The sequence below is a fragment of the Stenotrophomonas sp. GW821-FHT09E08 genome (assembly GCF_059416125.1).
Map to the genome: position 1 here is coordinate 377475 of NZ_JBWKOO010000001.1, position 20241 is coordinate 397715.

Sequence of the window (20241 nt, forward strand, 5' to 3'; positions counted from 1 at the left end):
CCGTGGGCGTCATGCCACGGCGCGCTTGCCGGTGCGGTAGATCAGCCAGCCGACCAGGAACAGCACGGCCAGGCCGATCCACTGCGCGGCCGGCAGGTGGAACGGCACGGCCAGCACGTCGGCACGGCTGCTGACCACGATCGGCACGGCGATGGCGATACCCATCAGTGCCTCGCCGGTGATCAGGCCGGCAGCGAACAGCACGCCCGGCTTGTGCACGCGGTCGCGGCCTTCTTCATCATCGGCGCGCACCTTGTGGAAACGCTCGACCAGGTAGGAGATCAGGCCGCCGAGGAAGATCGGCACCATCAGCTCCAGCGGCAGGTAGATACCGATCGCGGCGGCCAGCACCGGCACGCGGAAGCGCGCGTTGCGCGACTTGAGCCAGCTGTCGAAGGCGATGATGGCCGCACCGACCACTGCACCGATGCCGATGAAGGTCCACGGCAGTTCACCACCGAACAGGCCCTTTGCGACCGAGGCCATCAGGTTGGCCTGCGGCGCGGCCAGCGCGTTCGGGTGCAGCTCGGACTTGACGCCGATGCCATAGGCGGTGGCCAGCAGGTTCAGCACCGGGGCCATGATCAGCGCGCACGAGAATGCGCCGATGCCCAGCATCAACTGCTGTTTCCATGGGGTCGCGCCGACGATGTAACCAGCCTTCAGATCCTGCAGGTTGTCGCCACCGACGGCGGCGGCGCAGCACACCACCGCACCGATCATGATTGCGGCCACCGCACCCAGCGGTGCGCCGAAGGCACCCACCGGCTGCAGGCCATCCTTGCCCAGCAGCAGCACCAGCACCGCCGAAGCAAACAGGATGGTGGAGATGGTGATGCCCGAGACCGGGTTGTTGGACGAACCGATGAGGCCGGCCAGATAGGCCGACACCGACACGAACAGGAAGCCGGCGACGATCATGATCAGGGTCATCGGGATCGACACGTGCCACTGGCCGACGATGGCCTGGTACAGCGCCAGCAGCGGCAGGGTGAACACCACCAGGGCCACCAGCATCCACTTCATTGGCAGGTCGCGTTCGGTGTGCGCCAGTACCGGACCACCGCTCTTGCGGGCAGCGGCAAAGCCACTCTTGACCCCGTTGAGCAGCGACTTGCGCAGCGAGATCAGGGTCCAGATGCCGCCGATCAGCATCGCGCCGACACCCAGGTAGCGCATCTTCGCACCCCAGATGGCGAACGCCGCCTCGGTGGAGGATGCGGTAGCGACCGAGGCGGCCAGGCCCGGATCGGTGTTCATGAAGAACGCCTGGTAGATCGGAATGGCGATGTGCCAGGTCAGGATCGAGCCGGACACCACCACGATGCCGACGTTCAGGCCGACGATGTAGCCCACGCCCAGCAGCGCCGGCGACAGGTTGGTGCCGATGAAGGCGGTGACCTTGGAGCTGCCGACGTAGGCCGAGGTAGCCCAGGCATCGGGAATCAGGCGCATGCCGCTTTCCGCGGCCAGCTTGACGAAGGCACCGATCACCGCCGACAGGCCGAGGATCTTCAGCCCCGGGCCCGGGTTCTCACCGGCCTTGAGTACTTCGGCCGCGGCCTTGCCTTCCGGGAACGGAAGCGGGTCTTCAACGATCATCGAGCGCCGCAGCGGCACCGAGAACAGCACGCCCAGCAGGCCGCCGAGACCGGCGATGCCCAGCACCCACCAGTACTTGAAGTCCGGCCAGTAGCCCATGATCACCAGCGCGGGGATGGTGAAGATGACACCGGCGGCGATCGACGAGCCAGCCGAGGCACCGGTCTGCACGATGTTGTTTTCAAGGATGGAACCGCCACCCAGCAGGCGCAGCACGCCCATGGAAATGACCGCGGCGGGAATCGCGGTGGCGATGGTCAGGCCTGCGAACAGACCGAGGTAGGCGTTTGCGGCCGACAGCACCACCGCCAGCACGATGGCAAGGACCACCGCGCGGAAAGTGAGCTGCTTGGGCGCAGCGTCATGGTTCATGAAAGCCCCTGCTGGCAAAAAATCCCTGCCACGCTAGCGTTCAGGCTCCGGCAAGTCCAGCGTGCCAAAGGATGGGGCCCGATGCTGCGGTGCGATGGACCCGCACGTGCACGGGCAACCGACCGATGCAGCAAAGCCGGAGTGGGCATGAACTCAATTGATATGTTATATCTTTCTGTTGTCCCTTCACATCCTGCATCGCATGCCCCCTTCCCCCGCCCCGCGCCTGGCCTCCATCGACCAGCTGCGCGGCACCGTGATGCTGCTGATGCTGCTCGACCACGTCCGCGAGACCTTCTTCCTGCAGTACCAGGTCAGCGACCCGATGGATGCGTCCACGGTCTCTCCCGCCCTGTTCGCCTGCCGCCTGCTGGCCCACCTGTGCGCGCCGGCGTTCGTGCTGCTCACCGGCCTGTCGGCCTGGCTGTACGGCCAGCGCCAGCCGGATCCACGACGGGCCACGGCCGCCTTCCTGCTCAAGCGCGGCCTGTTCCTGGTGGTGCTGGAACTGACCCTGGTCAACTTCGCCTGGACCTTCCAGCTGCCGCCGGACACGTTGTACCTGCAGGTGATCTGGGCTATCGGCCTCAGCATGATCGCGCTGGCCGGCCTGCTATGGCTGCCGCGCCCGGCCTTGCTGGTGCTGGCAATTGCGCTGGTGGCCGGCCATGACCTGCTCGACGGCGTGCGCGTGGAAGGCAATGGCGCGCTGGCAGTACTGTGGAAGGTGCTGCACCAGCGCGACTGGATCGAGGCCGGGATACTGCGATTGCGCACCTCCTACCCGGTGCTGCCGTGGATCGGGGTGATCGCCCTGGGTTACCTGATGGGACCGTGGTTCGCCCGCGAGCGCGCGCCGGAGCAGCGGCGGCGCTGGCTGTTCTGGGCCGGTGCGGGGGCGCTGGCCCTGTTCGCATTGCTGCGCTTCGCCAACGAATACGGCGATTCCCCCTGGCAGTACCAGACCACCGCGCTGCGTACCTGGCTGAGCATCTTCAACCTCACCAAGTACCCGCCGTCGCTGCAGTTCCTGCTGTTGACGCTGGGCGTGGGCCTGCTGCTGTTGCGCCTGTACGAATGGCCGCCGTTGGCACGTGCGCTGCAGCCATCGGCCGATATTGGTGCAGCACCGATGTTCTTCTACCTGCTGCACCTGTATGTGCTGAAGGGGCTGTACCTGGCGGCGCTGGCGGCCTGGGGCCCGACCCACGGCGAGCTGTATGCGCTGGATTCGGTCAGCGGCCTGCTGCTGCTGGCCTGTGCACTGGCGGTGGTGATGTATCCGCCGACGCGGGCGTTCGCGCGGTTCAAGGCACGAAGGCGCGATCTGGCGTGGCTGCGGTACCTGTGACTCCGTTCGCCGGGCATGGCCCGGCGCTACCGGGTGCGGCGCCGGTTACGGGCCTATAATCGCGCCCTTTCCTGCTGTCCCTGCCGTCGATGACCGTTGCCGCTACTGCTTCCAACGACTTCCTGGGCCATCCCAAGGGCGTCTACGTCTGCTTCTTCACCGAAATGTGGGAGCGCTTCTCCTTCTACGGCATGAAGGCGCTGCTGCTGCTGTATCTGACCAAGTACCACCTGTTCGGCGACAAGGCCGGCCTGGACCTGCTCGGTGCCTATGGCGGCCTGGTGTACTGCATTCCGGTGTTCGGCGGCATGCTGGCCGACCGCTGGCTGGGCATGCGCCGGGCAGTGCTGTTCGGCGGCATCCTGCTGGTGCTCGGCCATCTGGGCATGGCCTTCGAGGGTCACGCCGCCTATCGGGTCAACGGCGAAGTGGTGCGCGATACCTCGGCACTGGCGGTGACCTACCTGTCGCTGGCGCTGATCATCATGGGCGTCGGCTTCCTCAAGCCGAACATCTCCACCATCGTCGGCAAGCTGTACGCCAAGGACGACCCGCGCCGTGATTCGGGCTTCTCGCTGTTCTACGCCGGCATCAACCTTGGCGCGCTGTTCTCGTCGCTGGTGTGTGGCTTCCTCGGCGAGGCCTACGGCTGGAAGTACGGTTTCGGTGCAGCCGGCATCGGCATGCTGGCCGGCCTGGCAATGTTCCTGTGGGGCCAGAAGTACCTGCAGGGCCATGCCGAACCGCCGCAGCCGGCCGCGCTGAAGCAGAAGGTGCTGGGCCTGCCGCGCGAATGGCTCATCTATCTGTGCGCGGTGCTCGGTGTGCTGCCGGTCGCGTGGCTGATGTGGGCGGCCGGCAACGGCGCGTTCGCGCTGGGCGGTGAAATCAGCCTGGCGCTGATGCTGATGCTGGTGGTGCTGGGCGGCGTACTGGTCTGGTTCGCCTGGTTCACCGGCAGCAAGTGCACGCCGGTACAGCGCCAGCAGATGATCGCGCTGATGGTGCTGATCTTCATGGCGCTGGTGTTCTTCACCATGTACGAGCAGTCCTACGGCTCGTGGGTGACCTTCACCGACCGCCTGCTGACCAAGGACATCGTGCCCTCGCTGGTGATCACCGGCGGCACGCCGCTGCCGTGGTCGATCATCTCGCTGCTGCTGGCGCCGCTGGGCTTCGTGGTCAGCGCGCGCCTTTCCGAACGACGCCCCGGCTCGACCGCACCGCGTGCGTTCTTCATCGGCATCGTTGCGCTGATGCTGGTGCTGCTGGTGCGCGACTGCCTGGTGATTCCGCAGACCGCCGGTTCGCTGACCTACCTGGGCGGCCTGTTCCTGGTGCTGCTGGCACCGGCCTTCGCGGCGTTGTGGACCTGGATGGACCGCCGCGGCTGGGAGCCGGGCAAGCCAGTGAAATCAGCGTGGGGCCTGGTGATCGGCGCGCTGTCGTTCGTGCCACTGGCGCTGGCCGCACAGCAGGTCGGCGCCACCGGCGAGATGGCCAGCGTGTGGTGGCTGGTGCTGGCCTACTTCCTGCTGGCCAGCGGTGAGATGTGCCTGTCGCCGGTCGGCCTGTCGGCGGTGACCCAGCTGGCCGTGCCGCGGGTGATGAGCCTGATGATGGGCACCTGGTTCCTGGCCACCGCATTCTCGGAGACGCTGGCCGCGCTGTTCGGCAAGCTGGCCGCGATCGAGGTGCCAGAAGGCGAATCGCTGGACATGGTGGCCGCGGCCGGCGCCTATGCCCACCTGTTCTGGCTGCTGATGTGGATCGGCCTGGGCTGCGCGGTGCTGGCCTTCATTGCTGCGCCACTACTGAAGCGGATGATGCACGGGGTGAAGTAACTTCCGCGCGTGTGGAAAGCCAGGGCGGCGGATCGAGCATCCGCCGCCCTTTGCGTCAGGGCGCCTTGTCCTTGCCGGCCACGGGTGCGGTGGTCGCGGTCTTGCCACCCAGGCTGCGCGACAGGAAGGCCAGCAGCTTGCCGTAGTACTCGCTGCGGTGGGCCTCGGTGTAGAAGCCATGGCCCTCTGTCTTGTAGTACAGGCTTTCCACCGGGGTACCAGCGCGCTTGAGCGCTGCTTCCATGCGCTCGGTGTGCTGGATCGGCGCGCGCTTGTCTTCGCCACCCGCTGCGAGGAACACCGGTACCTTGATCCGCTCGGCCAGGTTCACCGGCGAGACCGCGCCCAGCTTGGCCGGATCTCCCAGCCATTCGCGCAGGTAGGTCACACCTGAACCGCGGTCCTGGATATCGCCGCGGGTGTACATCATCGGCAGGTCGTAGACACCGACATAGCCGGCCGCGCACTGGTACAAGCCTGGCTCGCGGGCAGCGCCCATCATCGCCGAGTAGGCCCCGTAACTGGCGCCATAGATACAGATGCGCCGGCCATCGGCGATGCCCTCGGTGATCGCCCAGCGCGTGGCATCCGTGACATCGTCCTGCATCGCCGCGCCCCACTGCTGCGCACCGGCCTGGGTATGCGCACGGCCGTAATTGCCGGAGCCACGGAAATTGACCTGCAGCACGGCATAACCGGCAGCGGCCAGCATCTGGGTTTCACGGTCGTACTGGCCCGAATCGAAGATGTCGAAGGGGCCGCCATGCGGCATCACCACCATCGGCAGGTTGCGCCCGTCACTGCCGGCCGGCAGGGTCAGGAAGCCATGCAGCGGCAGTCCGTCGCGAGCCTTCAATGCAACCGGGCGCACGCTGGCACTGCGGTCCACATCGATCCACTCACTGCGGCTGATCAGGTGCTCGGCCTTGCGTGCCACTGTATCGTACAGATAGAAATCGCCGGGGTTCGCGCCCGACCAGGTCTCCACCAGCACAACGCGACCATCGCGGGTACTGGAGGTGATGTAGACCGCGCTTCCGAATGCCGCCTCCAGACTGCGGTACAGGCGCGCCTCGGCCGAACTGTCGTCGAAGAAGCGGGTCCGCGGCTTGTCCCCGAGGTACAGCGCACCCACGGGCACATGGGTCCCGGGTCGATGGATGATCCGGTACGGATTGACCACCTCGTCGCGCAGCAGCGTCGCGCGCTCACCGGTCTGCGGATTCCAGCTGACGATCGCGTTGGGCCCTTGCGCCTGCTCGACATTGAGATAGGCCAGGCCGTCACCAGCGGAGAAACCGATGGCGGTTTCGATGCGCTTGCTGACCGCTTCGTCATTGATCAGCTTCCAGTTGTCGCCGGAACGCTCCCGGAAGTAGAGCTTGTTGACGTTGTCACTGCCGGCGCCGTGCACGAAGCGGACTTCGCCGGCACCATCGGTGGTGAACTCGCCACGCCGTACCGGCGACGACGCCACCCGCGAGCGACGGCCGCTGGTCACGTCCATCCGATCGACACGGGTGAAGGGGTCTTCGGCAAGCGGCCACACGGTAACCAGCACATTGCGCTCGTCGCCTGGCAGGTCATCGGCCAGGAATGCGGCAACGGCCTCCACCTTCTTCGGCTGGATCAGGGTGCCCGGCCCCTTGCTTTCCACCCGATAGCCGACCAAGAGCTCGCCGCGGTTGCCATTGGCATTGATCGCGTACAGCTCGCCAGTCGGGTTGGGCTGGTCAAGCGAACCCCACTTCTGGGCCAGGCCGATCAGCAGGCGCTCGTCGCTGACCCAATCGAACTGGTAGGCGTGATTCTTGTCCGGTGGCCGGAAATTGCCGACCATCTGCTTGTCCTTGAGGCGCAGCACCACGATCGCGGTGGCATCCTCCAGCGGCACGGTCGCCGCGACGTACTCGCCAGTCGGTGAAATCTTGATGTCGGTGAAGGCTTCCTGCCGCACGTACTGCGACAGATCCACCGCACCCACGCTGCCCATGGCAACGCACCCCAGAGCGGCCAGTGCAGCCGCCAACATCGTCCTGCGCATCCTTCCCCCTGCTCCTTCGGACACCTTGTCCTGGTCGCCGATTCTAGGCAGGCCCCGATGCTTCCCGCCAGAGGTGGACGAAGCGGCCCCACAAAAAACGACGGCACCGTTGCCGGTGCCGTCGTTACCACTACCTTGGAGAGAGAGTCAGGACGTGGGTTCGGGGGGCGTGCGCCGGGTCAATGGACCCCGCGCACCGCCAGAGTGAGGGCCAGGATGCTGAGGATCACGGCGATGGTGCCATCCAGCACGCGCCAGGTGCTGGGCTTGGTGAACAACGGTGCCAGCAGGCGCGCGCCGAGACCCTGCGCGGTCAGCCACAGGCAGCTGGCGGTGACCACGCCGGCCGCGAAGGCCATGCGGGCATTGCCGAAGTTCTCGGCGATCGAACCGATCACCATCATGTCCAGCCAGAAGTGCGGATTGATCAGCGAGAAACCGACTGCGGCCATCAGCACCGCGCGGCGGCTGCCGTCGTCGCTGTCAGCCTCGCCCATGCCGCCGCCACCGGCGATCGCACGGCGTGCCGACTTCATCGCGTACCAGGCCAGGAACGCGACACCGGTCCACAGCACTGCGGTGGTCAGCCACGGCAGCGCCGAGGTCAGCGTGCGCAGGCCGGCCACGCTGGCGAAGATGAAGATGGCATCGATGGCCGCGCAGGTGGCGACCACCGGCACGATGTGCTTGCGCAGGATGCCCTGGCGCAGAATGAAGGCGCTCTGGGCCCCGACCACGGCGAACAGGCCGATGCCGGTGGCTGCACCAGAGAACCAGGCACCGAGGCCGGTGCTGGCGGAGATGACCGAGAACATGGGATTCACTGCCTTTACTTGCTTGGGGGACGGTGCCTCGCGAAGGCGGACAGCACCGGAACTGGCGCCATTGTCGCGCCGCAACATTAAAAAGACGAGCTAAACTTACTAATCCAACATTAGCGGAGCTTAATTCGATGCGTATCGACCATGCCCAGCTGCGCGCCTTGGCTGCAGTGATCCGCGAAGGTAGCTTCGACCGCGCCGCGCAGTCGCTGAATGTCACGCCGTCGGCCATCTCGCAGCGGGTCAAGGCACTGGAGGACAGAGTCGGCCGCCTGCTGGTCAAGCGTGGCACTCCGGCCACCGCCACCGCCGAGGGCCAGGTGCTGGTGCAGCTGGCCGAACAGACCGCCCTGCTTGAGCACGATGCGCTGCACCGGATGGGCCTGGCCGACGAGGACCTGCCGCAGGCCAGCATCCCGGTGGCGGTGAACCATGACAGCCTGGAAACCTGGTTCCCGCAGGCGGCCTTCCAGTTCGCGCAGAGCACCGGCACCACCCTGGACCTGCGCGTGGAAGACCAGGACCACACCGTCGAACTGCTGCGCCAGGGCACCGTGCTGGGTGCGGTGACCACCCTGGACGAGCCGGTGCAGGGCTGCCAGATCCATGCGCTGGGCAGCATCCGCTATGCCGCCACCTGCACCCCGGAGTTCCGCGAGCGCCATTTTGCCAAGGGTGTGACCGCCCAGGCCCTGGCCACGGCACCGGTACTGGTGTTCAACCGCAAGGACGATATGCAGTCACGCTTTGCGAGGCGCATGGCCGGCGACGACCTGCCCAGCACCGCACCGACCTGGTGGATTCCCTCCACCCGTGCCTTTGTGCAGGCCAACCTGGGCGGCATGGGCTGGACCATGAATCCGCTGCCGCTGGTGAAGCGGCATCTGGACGCAGGACGCCTGGTCTACGTTCGCCAGCGCGCGTGGGAAGACGTGCCGCTGTACTGGCAGCACTGGAAGGGCGACGTGCAGACCATGGCGCTGCTGACCCGCGCAGTGCTGGAGGCGTCGTCGGCGCTGGTGCGGCGCAAGCGCTGATGAAGAGCCACCCAAAAGGGGACGGAGGGAACTAAGTCGCTTAAGACCCAAATGACATCCGGGACAAAGACGACTTAATCCCCTCCGTCCCCTTTTTGCTCCATCGGATCTCCACGAAACCTCCACATCCGGTCCATGCGCGATGCGGATACTGACCGGCCAATCACTACAAGGATGTCCTGCATGCCCGTCTCCGTGCGCGATGCCCACCCCGACGATGCCGCCGCCTGCATCGACCTGCGCGGGCGTACCCGCGAGAACGCCTTCAGTGCCGCTCAACTGGCAGAACTGGGCATCACCGAGCAGAGCTGGGCCGCAGGCATCGCCGAAGGCGATTCGATCGGTCGTGTTGCCTGGGAAGGCGAGCGCATGGCCGGCTACTGTTTCGCCGACCGCGACAGCGGCGAGGTGCTGGTACTGGCCCTGCTGCCGGACTACGAAGGCCGTGGCATCGGCCGGCAGCTGCTGCAGGAAGTGGTCAGCCTGACCCGCGACGCCGGCCACCAGCGCCTGTTCCTGGCCTGTTCGGCAGACCCGCGTTCGCGCTCTCACGGCTTCTACCGCCGCCTGGGCTGGCGCCCGACCGGTGAGATCGACGACGCCGGAGACGAGATTCTGGAACTGGTCTGATTGAAGGCGTCGCCAGGCATGGCCTGGCGCTACCGGGTGAAGGTGCCGCGAAACGCCGGATGCTGCGTTGCATCAAAAAAGGACCAGAAGCGGTTAAAATCCGCGAATGGATGGCGCAACGCCTTGTTTCTTCACGTCCTTTCGCGTTCCCTCGCGCATCCTGACCCCCTCCCCTCCGCCAACGATCCCGCCCCCATGAAGAAATTTGGCAAGGTTCTGCTCGCCCTGCTCGTGCTGCTGTTGCTGGCCGCCGCACTGTTCCTGTACTGGCCGCTGACCAAGCGCTCGGTGCCCGCCGCCAGCAACGACAAGCCCGTCGACGTTGTACTGGTCGGCGCCGGCATCATGAGCATCACCCTGGCCACCTACCTGCAGGAACTGCAGCCGGACTGGAACATCCAGATCTACGAACGCCTCGACGGCGTCGCCGGTGAAAGCTCCGACGGCTGGAACAACGCCGGCACCGGCCACTCGGCCTTCGCCGAACTGAACTACACCCCGGAACTGCCCGATGGCAGCATCGAGACCAAGCGCGCGGTCGGCATCGCCGAATCGTTCGAGGTCTCGCGCCAGTTCTGGTCGCACCAGGTGAAGGAAGGCCGGTTGAGCCAGCCCAGCGACTTCATCAACCCGACCCCGCACATGAGCTTCGTCTGGGGCGATGACAACATCGCCTACCTGCACAAGCGCCAGCAGGCCCTGGTGAAGAACCCGCTGTTCTATGGCATGCAGTACTCCGAGGATCCGGCACAGATCAAGCAGTGGGCACCGCTGCTGATGGAAGGCCGTGATCCGAAGCAGAAGGTTGCCGCGACCTGGATGCCGCTGGGCACCGACGTCAACTTCGGTGTGATTACCCGCCAGCTGACCACCGGCCTGCAGCGCAGCCCGAACTTCAGCCTGCACCTCAACCACGAAGTGAGCGCGCTGCGGCAGAACGCTGACAAGAGCTGGAACGTGACGGTGAAGGACCTCAAGGCCGGCACCGAGTCCACCACCCACGCCCGCTTCGTGTTCATCGGTGCCGGTGGCGCCGCGCTGAAGCTGCTGCAGATGTCCGGCATTCCGGAATCGAAGGACTACGCCGGCTTCCCGGTCGGTGGCCAGTTCCTCGCCTTCCAGGGCCAGGACGTGACCTCGCGCCACGGCGTGAAGGCCTACGGCATGGCCGAAACCGGTTCGCCGCCGATGTCGGTGCCGCACCTGGATGCTCGCAAGCTGGACGGCAAGCCGGTGGTCCTGTTCGGGCCATTCGCGCTGTACAGCACCAAGTTCCTCAAGCACGGCTCGTGGTGGGACCTGTATTCTTCGGTCAACCACAACAACGTCGGCCCGATGCTGGAAGTGGGCAAGGACAACCTGGACCTGGTGCAGTACCTGATGGCCCAGGCACGCTTGAACGATGCTGATCGCCAGGCCGAACTGGTCAAGTACTTCCCAAATGCCAAGCCGGGCGACTGGAAGCTGGTGACCGCCGGCCAGCGCGTGCAGATCATCAAGCGCGATCCGTTGAAGGGCCCGGTGCTGCAGTTCGGTACCGAGATCGTGACCGACAAGGACCACACCATCGCCGCCCTGCTCGGCGCTTCGCCGGGTGCGTCGACCTCGCCGCCGATCATGCTGGACCTGATGACCAAGGCCTTCCCGGACCAGATGAAGGCCGGCTGGGAAAGCCGCCTGCGCGAGATCGTGCCGTCGTACGGGCGCAAGCTCAACGACAGCGCGGCGCTGGTCAATGAGATCCGCACGCTGACCAGCCAGAGCCTGCACCTGCCGTACCTGGAGGTGCCGGTGGACGCCAATGCGGCGGCGCCGGCCCCGGCGGTCGCGCCGGCAGCGGTGCCGGCACCGGCCAAGGAAAAGCGCAACGCCAACGAGGAACTGCAGGCGCTGTAAGCCCGGCAGATTCCCTGCAACAGACACGGACGGCCACCCTCGGGTGGCCGTCCGTGTCTGTTGCAGGGATCCGACCCCCAAACGGGCGCTGCTGCATGCCGGGAAGCCTCTGCGCAATGACGAGAATTGTAATGTTGTTAAGAATTATTTACATTTGCGTCCTGCGCAGTGACCGCGCCTCTCCCAGATGGACCTGCCGTGCCCGAAGCCGCCGCCCCGGGTGCTGGACGACTGCTGCCGCCCCCTTCCCGTCTCCGAGCTTCGAACCCGCCATGTCCCTGACGTTCCGTAATCGCCTGCCCCGCCGTGCGCTGCTGCCGGCTGCCCTGCTGTCCTCGCTCGCAGTGGTCGCGTCTCCGGCGTTCGCCGAGGCCGCCGTCGATGGTGCTGCCGATGCCAAAACCCTGGACCGGGTCAGCGTGCGCGCCGAAAAATCCGCGCCGCCGGCCAGCACCACCCGCCTGCCGATCACCCTGCAGGAAACCCCGCAGTCGGCCACCGCGATCAGCCTGAAGCGCCTGCAGGACGAATCGCTGTTCAGCATCAACGATGTGATGCGCAACGTCACCGGCGTCAGCGTGTCCTTCTATGACACCCAGCGCCCGCTGTACTACGCGCGTGGCTTCGCCATCACCGACTTCCAGGTCGATGGCATTCCCACCTACAGCGGTTCGACCAACCAGGAATACGACACCGCCTTCTACGACCGCATCGAAGTGATCCGCGGCGCCAACGGCCTGCTCAGCGGTGCCGGTGTGCCGTCGGCCACGGTCAACCTGCTGCGCAAGCGCCCGGGCAAGGAGTTCGACGCCTCGTTCTCGGTCAGCGCCGGCAGCTGGGACTATCGCCGCATGGAAGCCGACGTGACCGCGCCGCTGACCGCCGACGGCCGCTTCCGCAGCCGCGTGGTCGCCGCCTATACCGATCGTGGCCTGTACTACGACCGCTACGACGAAAACAAGATGGCCGGCATGGCGGTGCTGGAAGGCGATGTCACCGACAGCACCACCCTCACCCTCGGCTACCAGAGCCAGGACAACAACCCCACCGGTTCGACCTGGGGCACCGTGCCGTTCTTCGACAGCCAGGGCAACTTCGCGCACCTGCCGCGCTCGACCAATCTGTCGCCGAAGTGGAGCTACTGGAAGCGCGAGAGCAACACCGCCTTCGCCAACCTGGAACAGCGTTTCGGCGACAACTGGCTGTTGAAGATCAACACCGCCTACACCCGCGGCAACGTGCAGAACGTACGCCTGTACGGCACCGGCAACCCGGACCCGGTGACCGGCTCGGGCATCTACCTGCGTGCCGCTGCCGGTGATTCCAAGGACACCCGCCGCAATGTCGATGCCTACCTGACCGGCAGTTTCCCGCTGTTCGGCCGCGACCACGATGTCACCCTCGGTGCGCAGTGGTCGGATCTTGAAGGCACCACCAACACGCTCGCACTGAACTTCCCGACCGACTGGGCGCGCTGTGGCAGCGACCGCTGCTACTACATCCCCAACGTGTACAGCTGGAACGGCGACATCTCCGAGGTGACCTACCGCCGCACCGGCGCGCGCCGCGTGGCCAAGACCACGCAGAGTGGCGTCTACCTGGCCACCCGCCTGCGACTGGCGGATCCGCTGTCGCTGATTGCCGGCGCACGCCTGAGCCGCTGGGAAACCCTCAGCCGCTCGTACAACGCGACCGGGGCCTACACGGCCACCAGCGGTGCGTACAAGGTCAGCGATGAAGTCACCCCATACGTGGGCCTGGTCTACGACATCACTCCGAACGTGTCGGCCTACGCCAGCTACACCGAGATCTTCAATCCGCAGAACTTCAAGGACCGCAACGAGAACCTGCTGGCACCGGTGCAGGGCTCGAACCTGGAAGCAGGCATCAAGACGCAGTGGCTCGATGGCCGCCTGACTGCCAATGCCGCCGTGTTCGAGGCCAAGCAGGACAACTACGCGGTGCGTGATATGAGCGTGCCGGACGGTTCGCTCAGCGATGGCACCTCCGCCTACATCGGGATCAACGGCACCAAGGCCCGCGGCTGGGAGATGGACGTCAACGGCGAGATCCTGCCGGGCTGGACGGTCAATGCCGGCTATACCCACGTCAAGGTCACCCGCGCCGCCACCGATCTGCTGTACGCCAATCCGCCCAAGGACCTGCTGCAGCTCAACACGCAGCTGCAGCTGCGCGGCGCGCTGGAGCGCCTGAGCATCGGCGGTGGCCTGCAGTGGCAGAGCAAGGTACAGGGCTACAACATCGCCTACCCGTTGGGCGGCACGGTCACCGTGAACCAGCCGGCCTACATGCTGGTGCAGTTCAACGCCAACTATCGCATCAGCGACAACTGGACCGCGACGCTGAGCGTGCGCAATGCGCTGGACAAGACCTACTGGGCCAACCTGGACTACAACAACTACGGCGAACCACGCTTCGTGTCGGCCAGCCTGCGCTGGAAGTTCTGAGGGGCCCGCGAACCGGTGGGTGCCGACCGTTGGTCGGCACACCCCAACCCTGAATGGGCCCGCCTCCGCGCGGGCCCTTCTTTTTGCTGCATTGCGGGTTGCACTCCCGTTCGTAATTATGGCGTAATTATCTCAACGCCAATCGGAAGCCGGTCGATGAACCCGAGCTGGGATACGTTGGAACGCAGCCGTCAGGCGCGCCTGGAGCGTGCTTCGCCCTGGGCACGCGGCCATGAGGTCGCCGCCGCCGACGTCGGCGAGCTGCTGCACGCACTGCTGGAGCCGGGCGACAAGGTCTGCCTGGAAGGCAACAACCAGAAGCAGGCCGACTTCCTCGCCCAGTGCCTGGCCGACCTCGATCCCGCGCGGGTGCATGACCTGCACATGGTGCAGTCGGTGCTGTCGCTGCCCTCGCACCTGGATGTATTCGAGCGCGGCATCGCCTCGAAACTGGACTTCTCGTTCTCCGGCCCGCAATCGGTGCGGCTGGCGAATCTGGTGGCCGAAGGACGCATCCAGATCGGTGCCATCCACACCTACCTGGAACTGTTCGGCCGCTACTTCATCGACCTCACGCCGCGCATGGCGCTGGTCGCCGCGCAGGCGGCGGACCGCCACGGCAACCTCTATACCGGCCCGAACACCGAAGACACCCCGGTGATCGTCGAGGCCACCGCCTTCGGTGGCGGCATCGTCATCGCCCAGGTCAACGAGATCGTCGATACCCTCCCCCGCGTCGATATCCCCGCTGACTGGGTCAACTTCGTAGTCCAGGCGCCGAAGCCGAACCACATCGAACCGCTGTTCACCCGCGATCCGGCACAGATCTCCGAGATCCAGGTGCTGATGGCGATGATGGCGATCAAGGGCATCTACGCCGAGTACGGCGTGAACCGCCTCAATCATGGCATCGGCTTCGACACCGCCGCCATCGAGCTGCTGCTGCCGACCTACGCCGAATCGCTGGGGCTGAAGGGAAAGATCTGCCAGCACTGGGCGCTCAATCCGCACCCGGCGCTGATTCCGGCCATCGAATCGGGTTTCGTCAAATCGGTGCACTCGTTCGGTTCGGAACTGGGCATGGAGAAGTACATCGCCGCGCGCGGTGATGTGTTCTTCACCGGCGCCGATGGTTCGATGCGCTCCAACCGCGCGTTCTCGCAGACCGCAGGGCTGTATGCCTGCGACATGTTCATCGGCTCCACCCTGCAGATCGACCTGCAGGGCAACAGTTCCACCGCAACGCGCGACCGTATTGCCGGTTTTGGTGGCGCACCCAACATGGGCTCGGATGCACGCGGACGCCGCCATGCCAGCGACGCCTGGATCAAGGCGGGCCAGCAAGCCGCGCGGCCGGGCGAGATGCCACGCGGACGCAAGCTGGTGGTGCAGATGGTGGAAACCTTCCGCGAGCACATGGCGCCGGCCTTCGTCGACCGCCTCGATGCCTGGGACCTGGCCGAGCGCGCGGCCATGCCGCTGCCGCCGGTGATGATCTACGGCGACGACGTCAGCCATGTACTGACCGAGGAAGGCATCGCCAACCTGCTGCTGTGCCGCACTCCTGAGGAGCGCGAACAGGCGATCCGTGGCGTGGCCGGCTACACCGCAGTGGGCATGGGCCGCGACCGCGCGATGGTGGAGAACCTTCGCGACCGTGGCGTCATCCGCCGTCCCGATGACCTTGGTATCTCCGTGCGCGATGCCAGCCGCGATCTGCTGGCCGCACGCTCGGTGAAGGACCTGGTTCGCTGGTCCGGCGGACTGTACGACCCGCCCAAGCGCTTCCGCAACTGGTAAGGGACAGAGCATGGAAACCCTTGACTATCAATTCGACGGCACGACGCCTGCACACTTCCCCACCGATGCGGTGCTGGTCGGCGTGCTGGCATCGGGCAACCTGGAAATCCTGCTGGAGCCGGCCGCACTGGACGGCGCGATGACGGTGCGCATCATCACCTCCGCGCAGGGCTTCGGCAGCGTGTGGCAAGCGGTGATCACCGACTTCGCGCGACGCCATCCGCTGCGCGATGTGCGCATCTCGATCAACGATGCCGGCGCAACCCCGGCGGTGGTCAGCCTGCGCCTTGACCAGGCAGTGGAAACGCTGCTGGCCGGAGGCACGCCATGAACCGCGTACAGCGCCACAGCTACTACGAAGCCGACGCCCGCGAGCGTATCGCCGGCCTGGTCGATGCCGGATCGTTCCAGGAATTCCTGGGCCCTGCGCGACGGATGATCAGTCCGCATCTGGCGCAGCTGGACCAGCCGGCGGCGTTCGACGACGGCATCGTTGTGGGTGAAGCCACGCTGCGTGGCCGGCGCGTGCTGCTTGCCGCACAGCAGGGCCAGTTCATGGGCGGCGGCGTCGGTGAAGTACACGGTGCCAAGCTCACTGGCCTGCTGCGCCGCGCAGCCGCGACCCGGCCCGAAGGCGTACTGCTGCTGCTCGATACCGGCGGCGTGCGCCTGCACGAAGCCAATGCGGGATTGATTGCCATTTCCGAGATCATGCGCGCCACGCTGGATGCGCGCGCTGCAGGCGTGCCGGTGGTAGCACTGATCGGCAGCGGCAACGGCGCGTTCGGTGGCATGGGCATCGTCGCCCGCTGCTGCAGCACCGTGATCATGTCGGAGGAAGGCCGGCTGTCGCTGTCCGGGCCGGAGGTGATCGAGACGGTTCGCGGCGTGGAAGAATTCGATTCCCGCGACCGCGCACTGGTCTGGCGGGTGACCGGTGGCAAGCACCGCTACCTGATCGACCAGGCGCAGGTACTGGTGCCCGATGCCATCGAGGCGTTCGCGCAGGCAGCATTCGATGCACTACAGCCGGACACGGCCAGCACCGATGCCGATGCGGCATTGAGTGCGCTGCAGGCCCGCCATGTCGCGTTGAAGGCACGCGTGCAGGCGTGGGGCGGATGCCGCGATGGACTTGAGATCTGGTCTCTCCAGGGCATCGCCGAACCCGAGCGGCTGCCGCTGCTGGATACCGATGCCTTCCTCGCCGCCACCGCCGATCGGAGCCTGCCATGAGCCTTCCGCTGCACGCGCTGCTCGATGCCCTGTTCCCGCGCGGCCACGCCATTACGGTGAACGATTCGGTACTGACCGGCAGCGCCACCACCGACGACGGCGACGTGACCGTGATCGGCACCGCCGACAAGCTTGAAGTGGGCGTGGACCACGCAATGGCGCTGGCCGAAACCGTGCTGGCCAGCACCGCCGCGCATCCGCAACGACCGATCGTGATGCTGGTCGACACCGCCGGCCAGCGCCTGGCGCGCCGTGACGAACTGCTTGGCATCAACGGCTACTTCGCGCACCTGGCGCAGACGCTGGATCTGGCACGCCGACGCGGTGCGCGGCTGGTGAGCCTGGTCTATGGCGAATCGGTCAGCGGCGGCTTCCTGTCGTTCGGCTTGATGGCCGACCGCATCCACGCCCTGCCCGATGCGCAGGTGCGGGTAATGGACCTGCGCGCGATGGCAAGGGTGACCAAGCAGCCGCTGGAGAAACTGCAGGCACTCAGCCAGACCTCGCCAGTGTTCGCGCCGGGCGTGGAGAACTACGTGGCGATGGGTGCGGTGGAATCGCTATGGGATGGCGATCTGGCGACGCACCTGCTGCAGGCCCTGCGTACGCCCGCCGAAGGCGACTGCCGCGCCGCGCGGGGTGCTGAACGTGGTGGGCGCACACTATCCGCAAGCGTGGCGGCAGCCGTGAGCCAGGGCGATGCCTGAGCGGCTGCCCCGCCATACGCTGGTCTGGTTGTCGGCGCGCGCCGGCTGGCAGGCGGACATCGCTGCGCATGAGCCGCGCCTGGCCAACTGGTTTGCGCAGGGTCTGCCGGCCATCGTTGCGCGTCGTGCCGCGGACGATGCCGACCCACGCCTGCGCCTCGGCGTGCCGCTGCCCCCGATGGAGGGCAAGCTGCGCCTCGCTCTGCGCGTGCCGGCACGCGATGTGCTGCGCACCGCGCCGCCACCGACGCTGCAGGCCGTGCTGGAAAGCGACCTTGCACCGGACTGGCAGCGTCCCCTGCTGGCGTTGCAGGACATCGCAGCAGCACGCGTGTTCGGAGCGTTTGCCTGGCAGTACCTCACTGGATTGCACTATGTGCACGCGCGCTCGGACATCGATCTGCTGTGGCGGATCGACACCACCGCGCAGGCCGATGCCCTGGCTGCAAAGCTGCAGGCATGGGAAGCCGGATACGGTCGCCGGGTCGATGGCGAGCTGTGCCTGGCCGACGGTGCCGCCGTGAACTGGCGGGAGTACGCGGGACGCAGCCGCGAGGTACTGGTCAAGCGCCCGGAAGGCGCCGCACTGGAACTGCGCGAGTCCGTGTTCGCCTCCGCCGGGGTGAGCGCATGAACGCCGTTGCGCAGCCGACTGTCCGGCCAGCAACGGCCGTGGACTGCGCGCGCCTGGGGCGTCTCGCCGTTGCCAGCCTGCATGCAGAACTGGCCTTGGCACCGAAGCCGGGACTGGTCACACCGTTCGATCGCGGCAGCCACCACGACATGGATGCCGGCACGTTCCTGCGCAGCCTGTTTGCGCTGCGCCACTATTTCACCGCCGTGGCCCGCGCCGGCGCTACGGAATCCCCGTTCGATGCGTTGCGCCAGCACGGTATCGCGGCCGAAGCAGCGATGCTGCGTGCCACCTCGGGCGTCAACACCCATCGCGGTGCGATCTTCAGCCTCGGCCTGCTGGTGGCGGCCGCCGCTGCCTGTCGCTTCCGCCTGGGCCATGCCGCCACCGGTGAGCAGATCTGCCTGGAGGTACGCCGTTGGGCTGCGGATTTCGCAAACGCCCCGCTGGACGCAGCCAGCCCAGGCCAGCGTGCGCGCGCCCAGCACAAGGTGCCGGGCGTGCGCGAGCAGGCCGCCGCCGGTTACCCGCTGTTGCGCGAGGTGGCGCTGCCCAGCCTGCGCGATGCGCTGGCCAGCGGGCTGACGCGTGAGGCCGCGATGTGCCACACGCTGATGCAGCTGGTCGCCCACACCGACGACCTCAACCTGCTGCATCGCGGTGGTGCTGAAGGCCTGCGTTGGGCACAGCAGCAGGCGCAGGATTTCCTTGCTACCGGCGGTGCCTTTGCACCGGACTGGCGCGCACGCCTGAAGCTCGTCGCTGCCGCCTTCGTTGCGCGTCGGCTGAGCCCGGGCGGCAGCGCCGATCTGTTGGCATGCAGCGTGTTCCTGCTGCACCAGGAGCGCGCATGAGCCTTGCCCTGCTCTGCCCCGGACAAGGCGCACAGCATCCGGCGATGTTCGATCGCGTGCGCGACCTTGCTGCCGCACGGCCGGTGCTCGATGCCACCAGCGAACTGCTGGGCCGCGATGTATTCGCCGCCGCGACGGCCGACGACCGCTTCGACAATGTGCAGGCGCAGCCCCTGCTGTGCGCGGCAAGCCTGGCGCACTGGCAGGGCCTGCGCGAGGTGTTGCCAACGCCGACAGTGATCGCGGGCTACAGCATCGGCGAACTGGCCGCCCACGCCATCGCTGGAAGCATCGATGCAGCCACCTGCCTGGCATTGTCCGCGCAGCGTGCGCACCTGATGGATGCCGCCAGCCCCGACGATGCTGGGCTCCAAGCGGTCCTGGGAGTTGACCGCATTGCCACGCAGCGGTTGTGCGATGCGCATGGCGCCTTCATCGCGATCGCCAACGGCCACGACCACTTCATCGTAGGCGGCGCATGGCGGTCGCTGCACGCATTGGCGGAGGACGCGCAGTCGCACGGTGCCGAGATCCGTCCGCTGCCGGTCCATGTGCCCGCGCACACGCCGCTGCTGGCTGGCGCAGTGGCACCGTTTGCCGCCGCACTGGAAGCAGCGTCACTGCAGGCGCCACGCCTACCTCTTCTGGCCGGCATCGATGCGCGCCCGGTGCGTGATCGCGCCACGATGGTCCACACGTTGTCGGCGCAGCTGGCACAGACCATCGAATGGGCGCAGGTGATGCGCCAGGCCTTCGAGCGCGGCGCGCGGGTGTTCCTGCAGCTGGGCCCGGGCAACGCATTGGCACGCATGATCGCGCCGGCCTACCCGTGCTGCGAGGTGCGCGCGGTGGAAGAGTTCCACAGCCTTGAAGGCGCGGCGGCATGGGTCCACAGCGCGCTGGAGCGGCTGCAGTAACGGGTTCGAGCAGTACGTATCACGCAAC

General features: G+C 66.6%; 16 protein-coding genes. 13 read left to right on the forward strand and 3 right to left on the reverse strand.

Features of this window, described 5'->3' with window-relative positions; translation table 11 throughout:
- Positions 1 to 9: 9 nt before the first annotated feature.
- Positions 10 to 1974, reverse strand: coding sequence for an OPT family oligopeptide transporter (locus tag AC07M7_RS01785; protein ID WP_004148011.1), 1965 nt, complete (start codon positions 1972 to 1974; stop codon positions 10 to 12).
- A 202-nt stretch (positions 1975 to 2176) separates the two neighbouring features.
- On the opposite strand from AC07M7_RS01785, the gene AC07M7_RS01790 reads away from it, so the two are divergent.
- Positions 2177 to 3325 carry an acetyltransferase domain-containing protein gene (locus AC07M7_RS01790; RefSeq protein ID WP_495206610.1) on the forward strand — a complete coding sequence of 383 codons (1149 nt, stop codon included), beginning with the start codon at positions 2177 to 2179 and terminating at the stop codon, positions 3323 to 3325.
- A gap of 89 nt (positions 3326 to 3414) precedes the next feature.
- On the forward strand, positions 3415 to 5169 hold the full coding sequence (locus AC07M7_RS01795) for a peptide MFS transporter (protein ID WP_046985236.1): 1755 nt from the start codon (positions 3415 to 3417) through the stop codon (positions 5167 to 5169).
- Between the two features lie 55 nt (positions 5170 to 5224).
- Here AC07M7_RS01795 and AC07M7_RS01800 read toward each other — a convergent pair whose 3' ends face one another.
- Both AC07M7_RS01800 and AC07M7_RS01805 read right to left on the reverse strand, forming a co-directional pair.
- Positions 5225 to 7213 (reverse strand): alpha/beta hydrolase family protein, encoded by a 1989-nt coding sequence (locus AC07M7_RS01800; protein ID WP_046985235.1) that lies wholly within the window; start codon positions 7211 to 7213, stop codon positions 5225 to 5227.
- Positions 7214 to 7392: 179 nt separating this feature from the next.
- Positions 7393 to 8028 carry a LysE/ArgO family amino acid transporter gene (locus AC07M7_RS01805; RefSeq protein WP_005408523.1) on the reverse strand — a complete coding sequence of 212 codons (636 nt, stop codon included), beginning with the start codon at positions 8026 to 8028 and terminating at the stop codon, positions 7393 to 7395.
- Positions 8029 to 8165: 137 nt separating this feature from the next.
- On the opposite strand from AC07M7_RS01805, the gene AC07M7_RS01810 reads away from it, so the two are divergent.
- The 11 genes from AC07M7_RS01810 (at position 8166) to mdcH (ending at position 20213) form a co-directional block, all read left to right on the forward strand.
- Positions 8166 to 9071: a LysR family transcriptional regulator ArgP gene (locus tag AC07M7_RS01810; RefSeq protein ID WP_046985233.1), complete on the forward strand. Its 906-nt coding sequence runs from the start codon at positions 8166 to 8168 to the stop codon at positions 9069 to 9071.
- A 183-nt stretch (positions 9072 to 9254) separates the two neighbouring features.
- On the forward strand, positions 9255 to 9701 hold the full coding sequence (locus AC07M7_RS01815) for a GNAT family N-acetyltransferase (RefSeq protein ID WP_046985232.1): 447 nt from the start codon (positions 9255 to 9257) through the stop codon (positions 9699 to 9701).
- A 195-nt stretch (positions 9702 to 9896) separates the two neighbouring features.
- The gene (gene mqo, locus AC07M7_RS01820) at positions 9897 to 11597 is read left to right on the forward strand and encodes a malate dehydrogenase (quinone) (RefSeq protein WP_253078426.1); all 1701 of its coding nucleotides are present in this window, start codon (positions 9897 to 9899) and stop codon (positions 11595 to 11597) included.
- A 272-nt stretch (positions 11598 to 11869) separates the two neighbouring features.
- A complete protein-coding gene (locus tag AC07M7_RS01825) occupies positions 11870 to 14065 on the forward strand; it encodes a TonB-dependent siderophore receptor (protein WP_295377464.1) in 2196 nt (731 codons plus the stop codon).
- 156 nt (positions 14066 to 14221) lie between these two features.
- Positions 14222 to 15865, forward strand: a complete 1644-nt coding sequence (gene mdcA / locus AC07M7_RS01830) for a malonate decarboxylase subunit alpha (protein WP_428709253.1) — start codon at positions 14222 to 14224, stop codon at positions 15863 to 15865.
- 10 nt (positions 15866 to 15875) lie between these two features.
- Positions 15876 to 16196, forward strand: a complete 321-nt coding sequence (gene mdcC, locus AC07M7_RS01835; RefSeq protein WP_046988478.1) for a malonate decarboxylase acyl carrier protein — start codon at positions 15876 to 15878, stop codon at positions 16194 to 16196.
- Positions 16193 to 17101, forward strand: a complete 909-nt coding sequence (locus AC07M7_RS01840) for a biotin-independent malonate decarboxylase subunit beta (protein WP_495206611.1) — start codon at positions 16193 to 16195, stop codon at positions 17099 to 17101. The genes mdcC and AC07M7_RS01840 overlap by 4 nt, the downstream gene beginning before the upstream one ends.
- A complete protein-coding gene (gene mdcE, locus AC07M7_RS01845; protein ID WP_495206612.1) occupies positions 17098 to 17808 on the forward strand; it encodes a biotin-independent malonate decarboxylase subunit gamma in 711 nt (236 codons plus the stop codon). Before AC07M7_RS01840 ends, mdcE begins: the two co-directional genes overlap by 4 nt.
- Positions 17801 to 18442, forward strand: coding sequence for a malonate decarboxylase holo-[acyl-carrier-protein] synthase (gene mdcG, locus AC07M7_RS01850; RefSeq protein WP_253078432.1), 642 nt, complete (start codon positions 17801 to 17803; stop codon positions 18440 to 18442). Before mdcE ends, mdcG begins: the two co-directional genes overlap by 8 nt.
- Positions 18439 to 19296, forward strand: coding sequence for a triphosphoribosyl-dephospho-CoA synthase MdcB (mdcB, locus tag AC07M7_RS01855; RefSeq protein WP_495206613.1), 858 nt, complete (start codon positions 18439 to 18441; stop codon positions 19294 to 19296). The genes mdcG and mdcB overlap by 4 nt, the downstream gene beginning before the upstream one ends.
- Positions 19293 to 20213, forward strand: coding sequence for a malonate decarboxylase subunit epsilon (gene mdcH, locus AC07M7_RS01860; RefSeq protein ID WP_253078433.1), 921 nt, complete (start codon positions 19293 to 19295; stop codon positions 20211 to 20213). The genes mdcB and mdcH overlap by 4 nt, the downstream gene beginning before the upstream one ends.
- Positions 20214 to 20241: the final 28 nt, after the last annotated feature.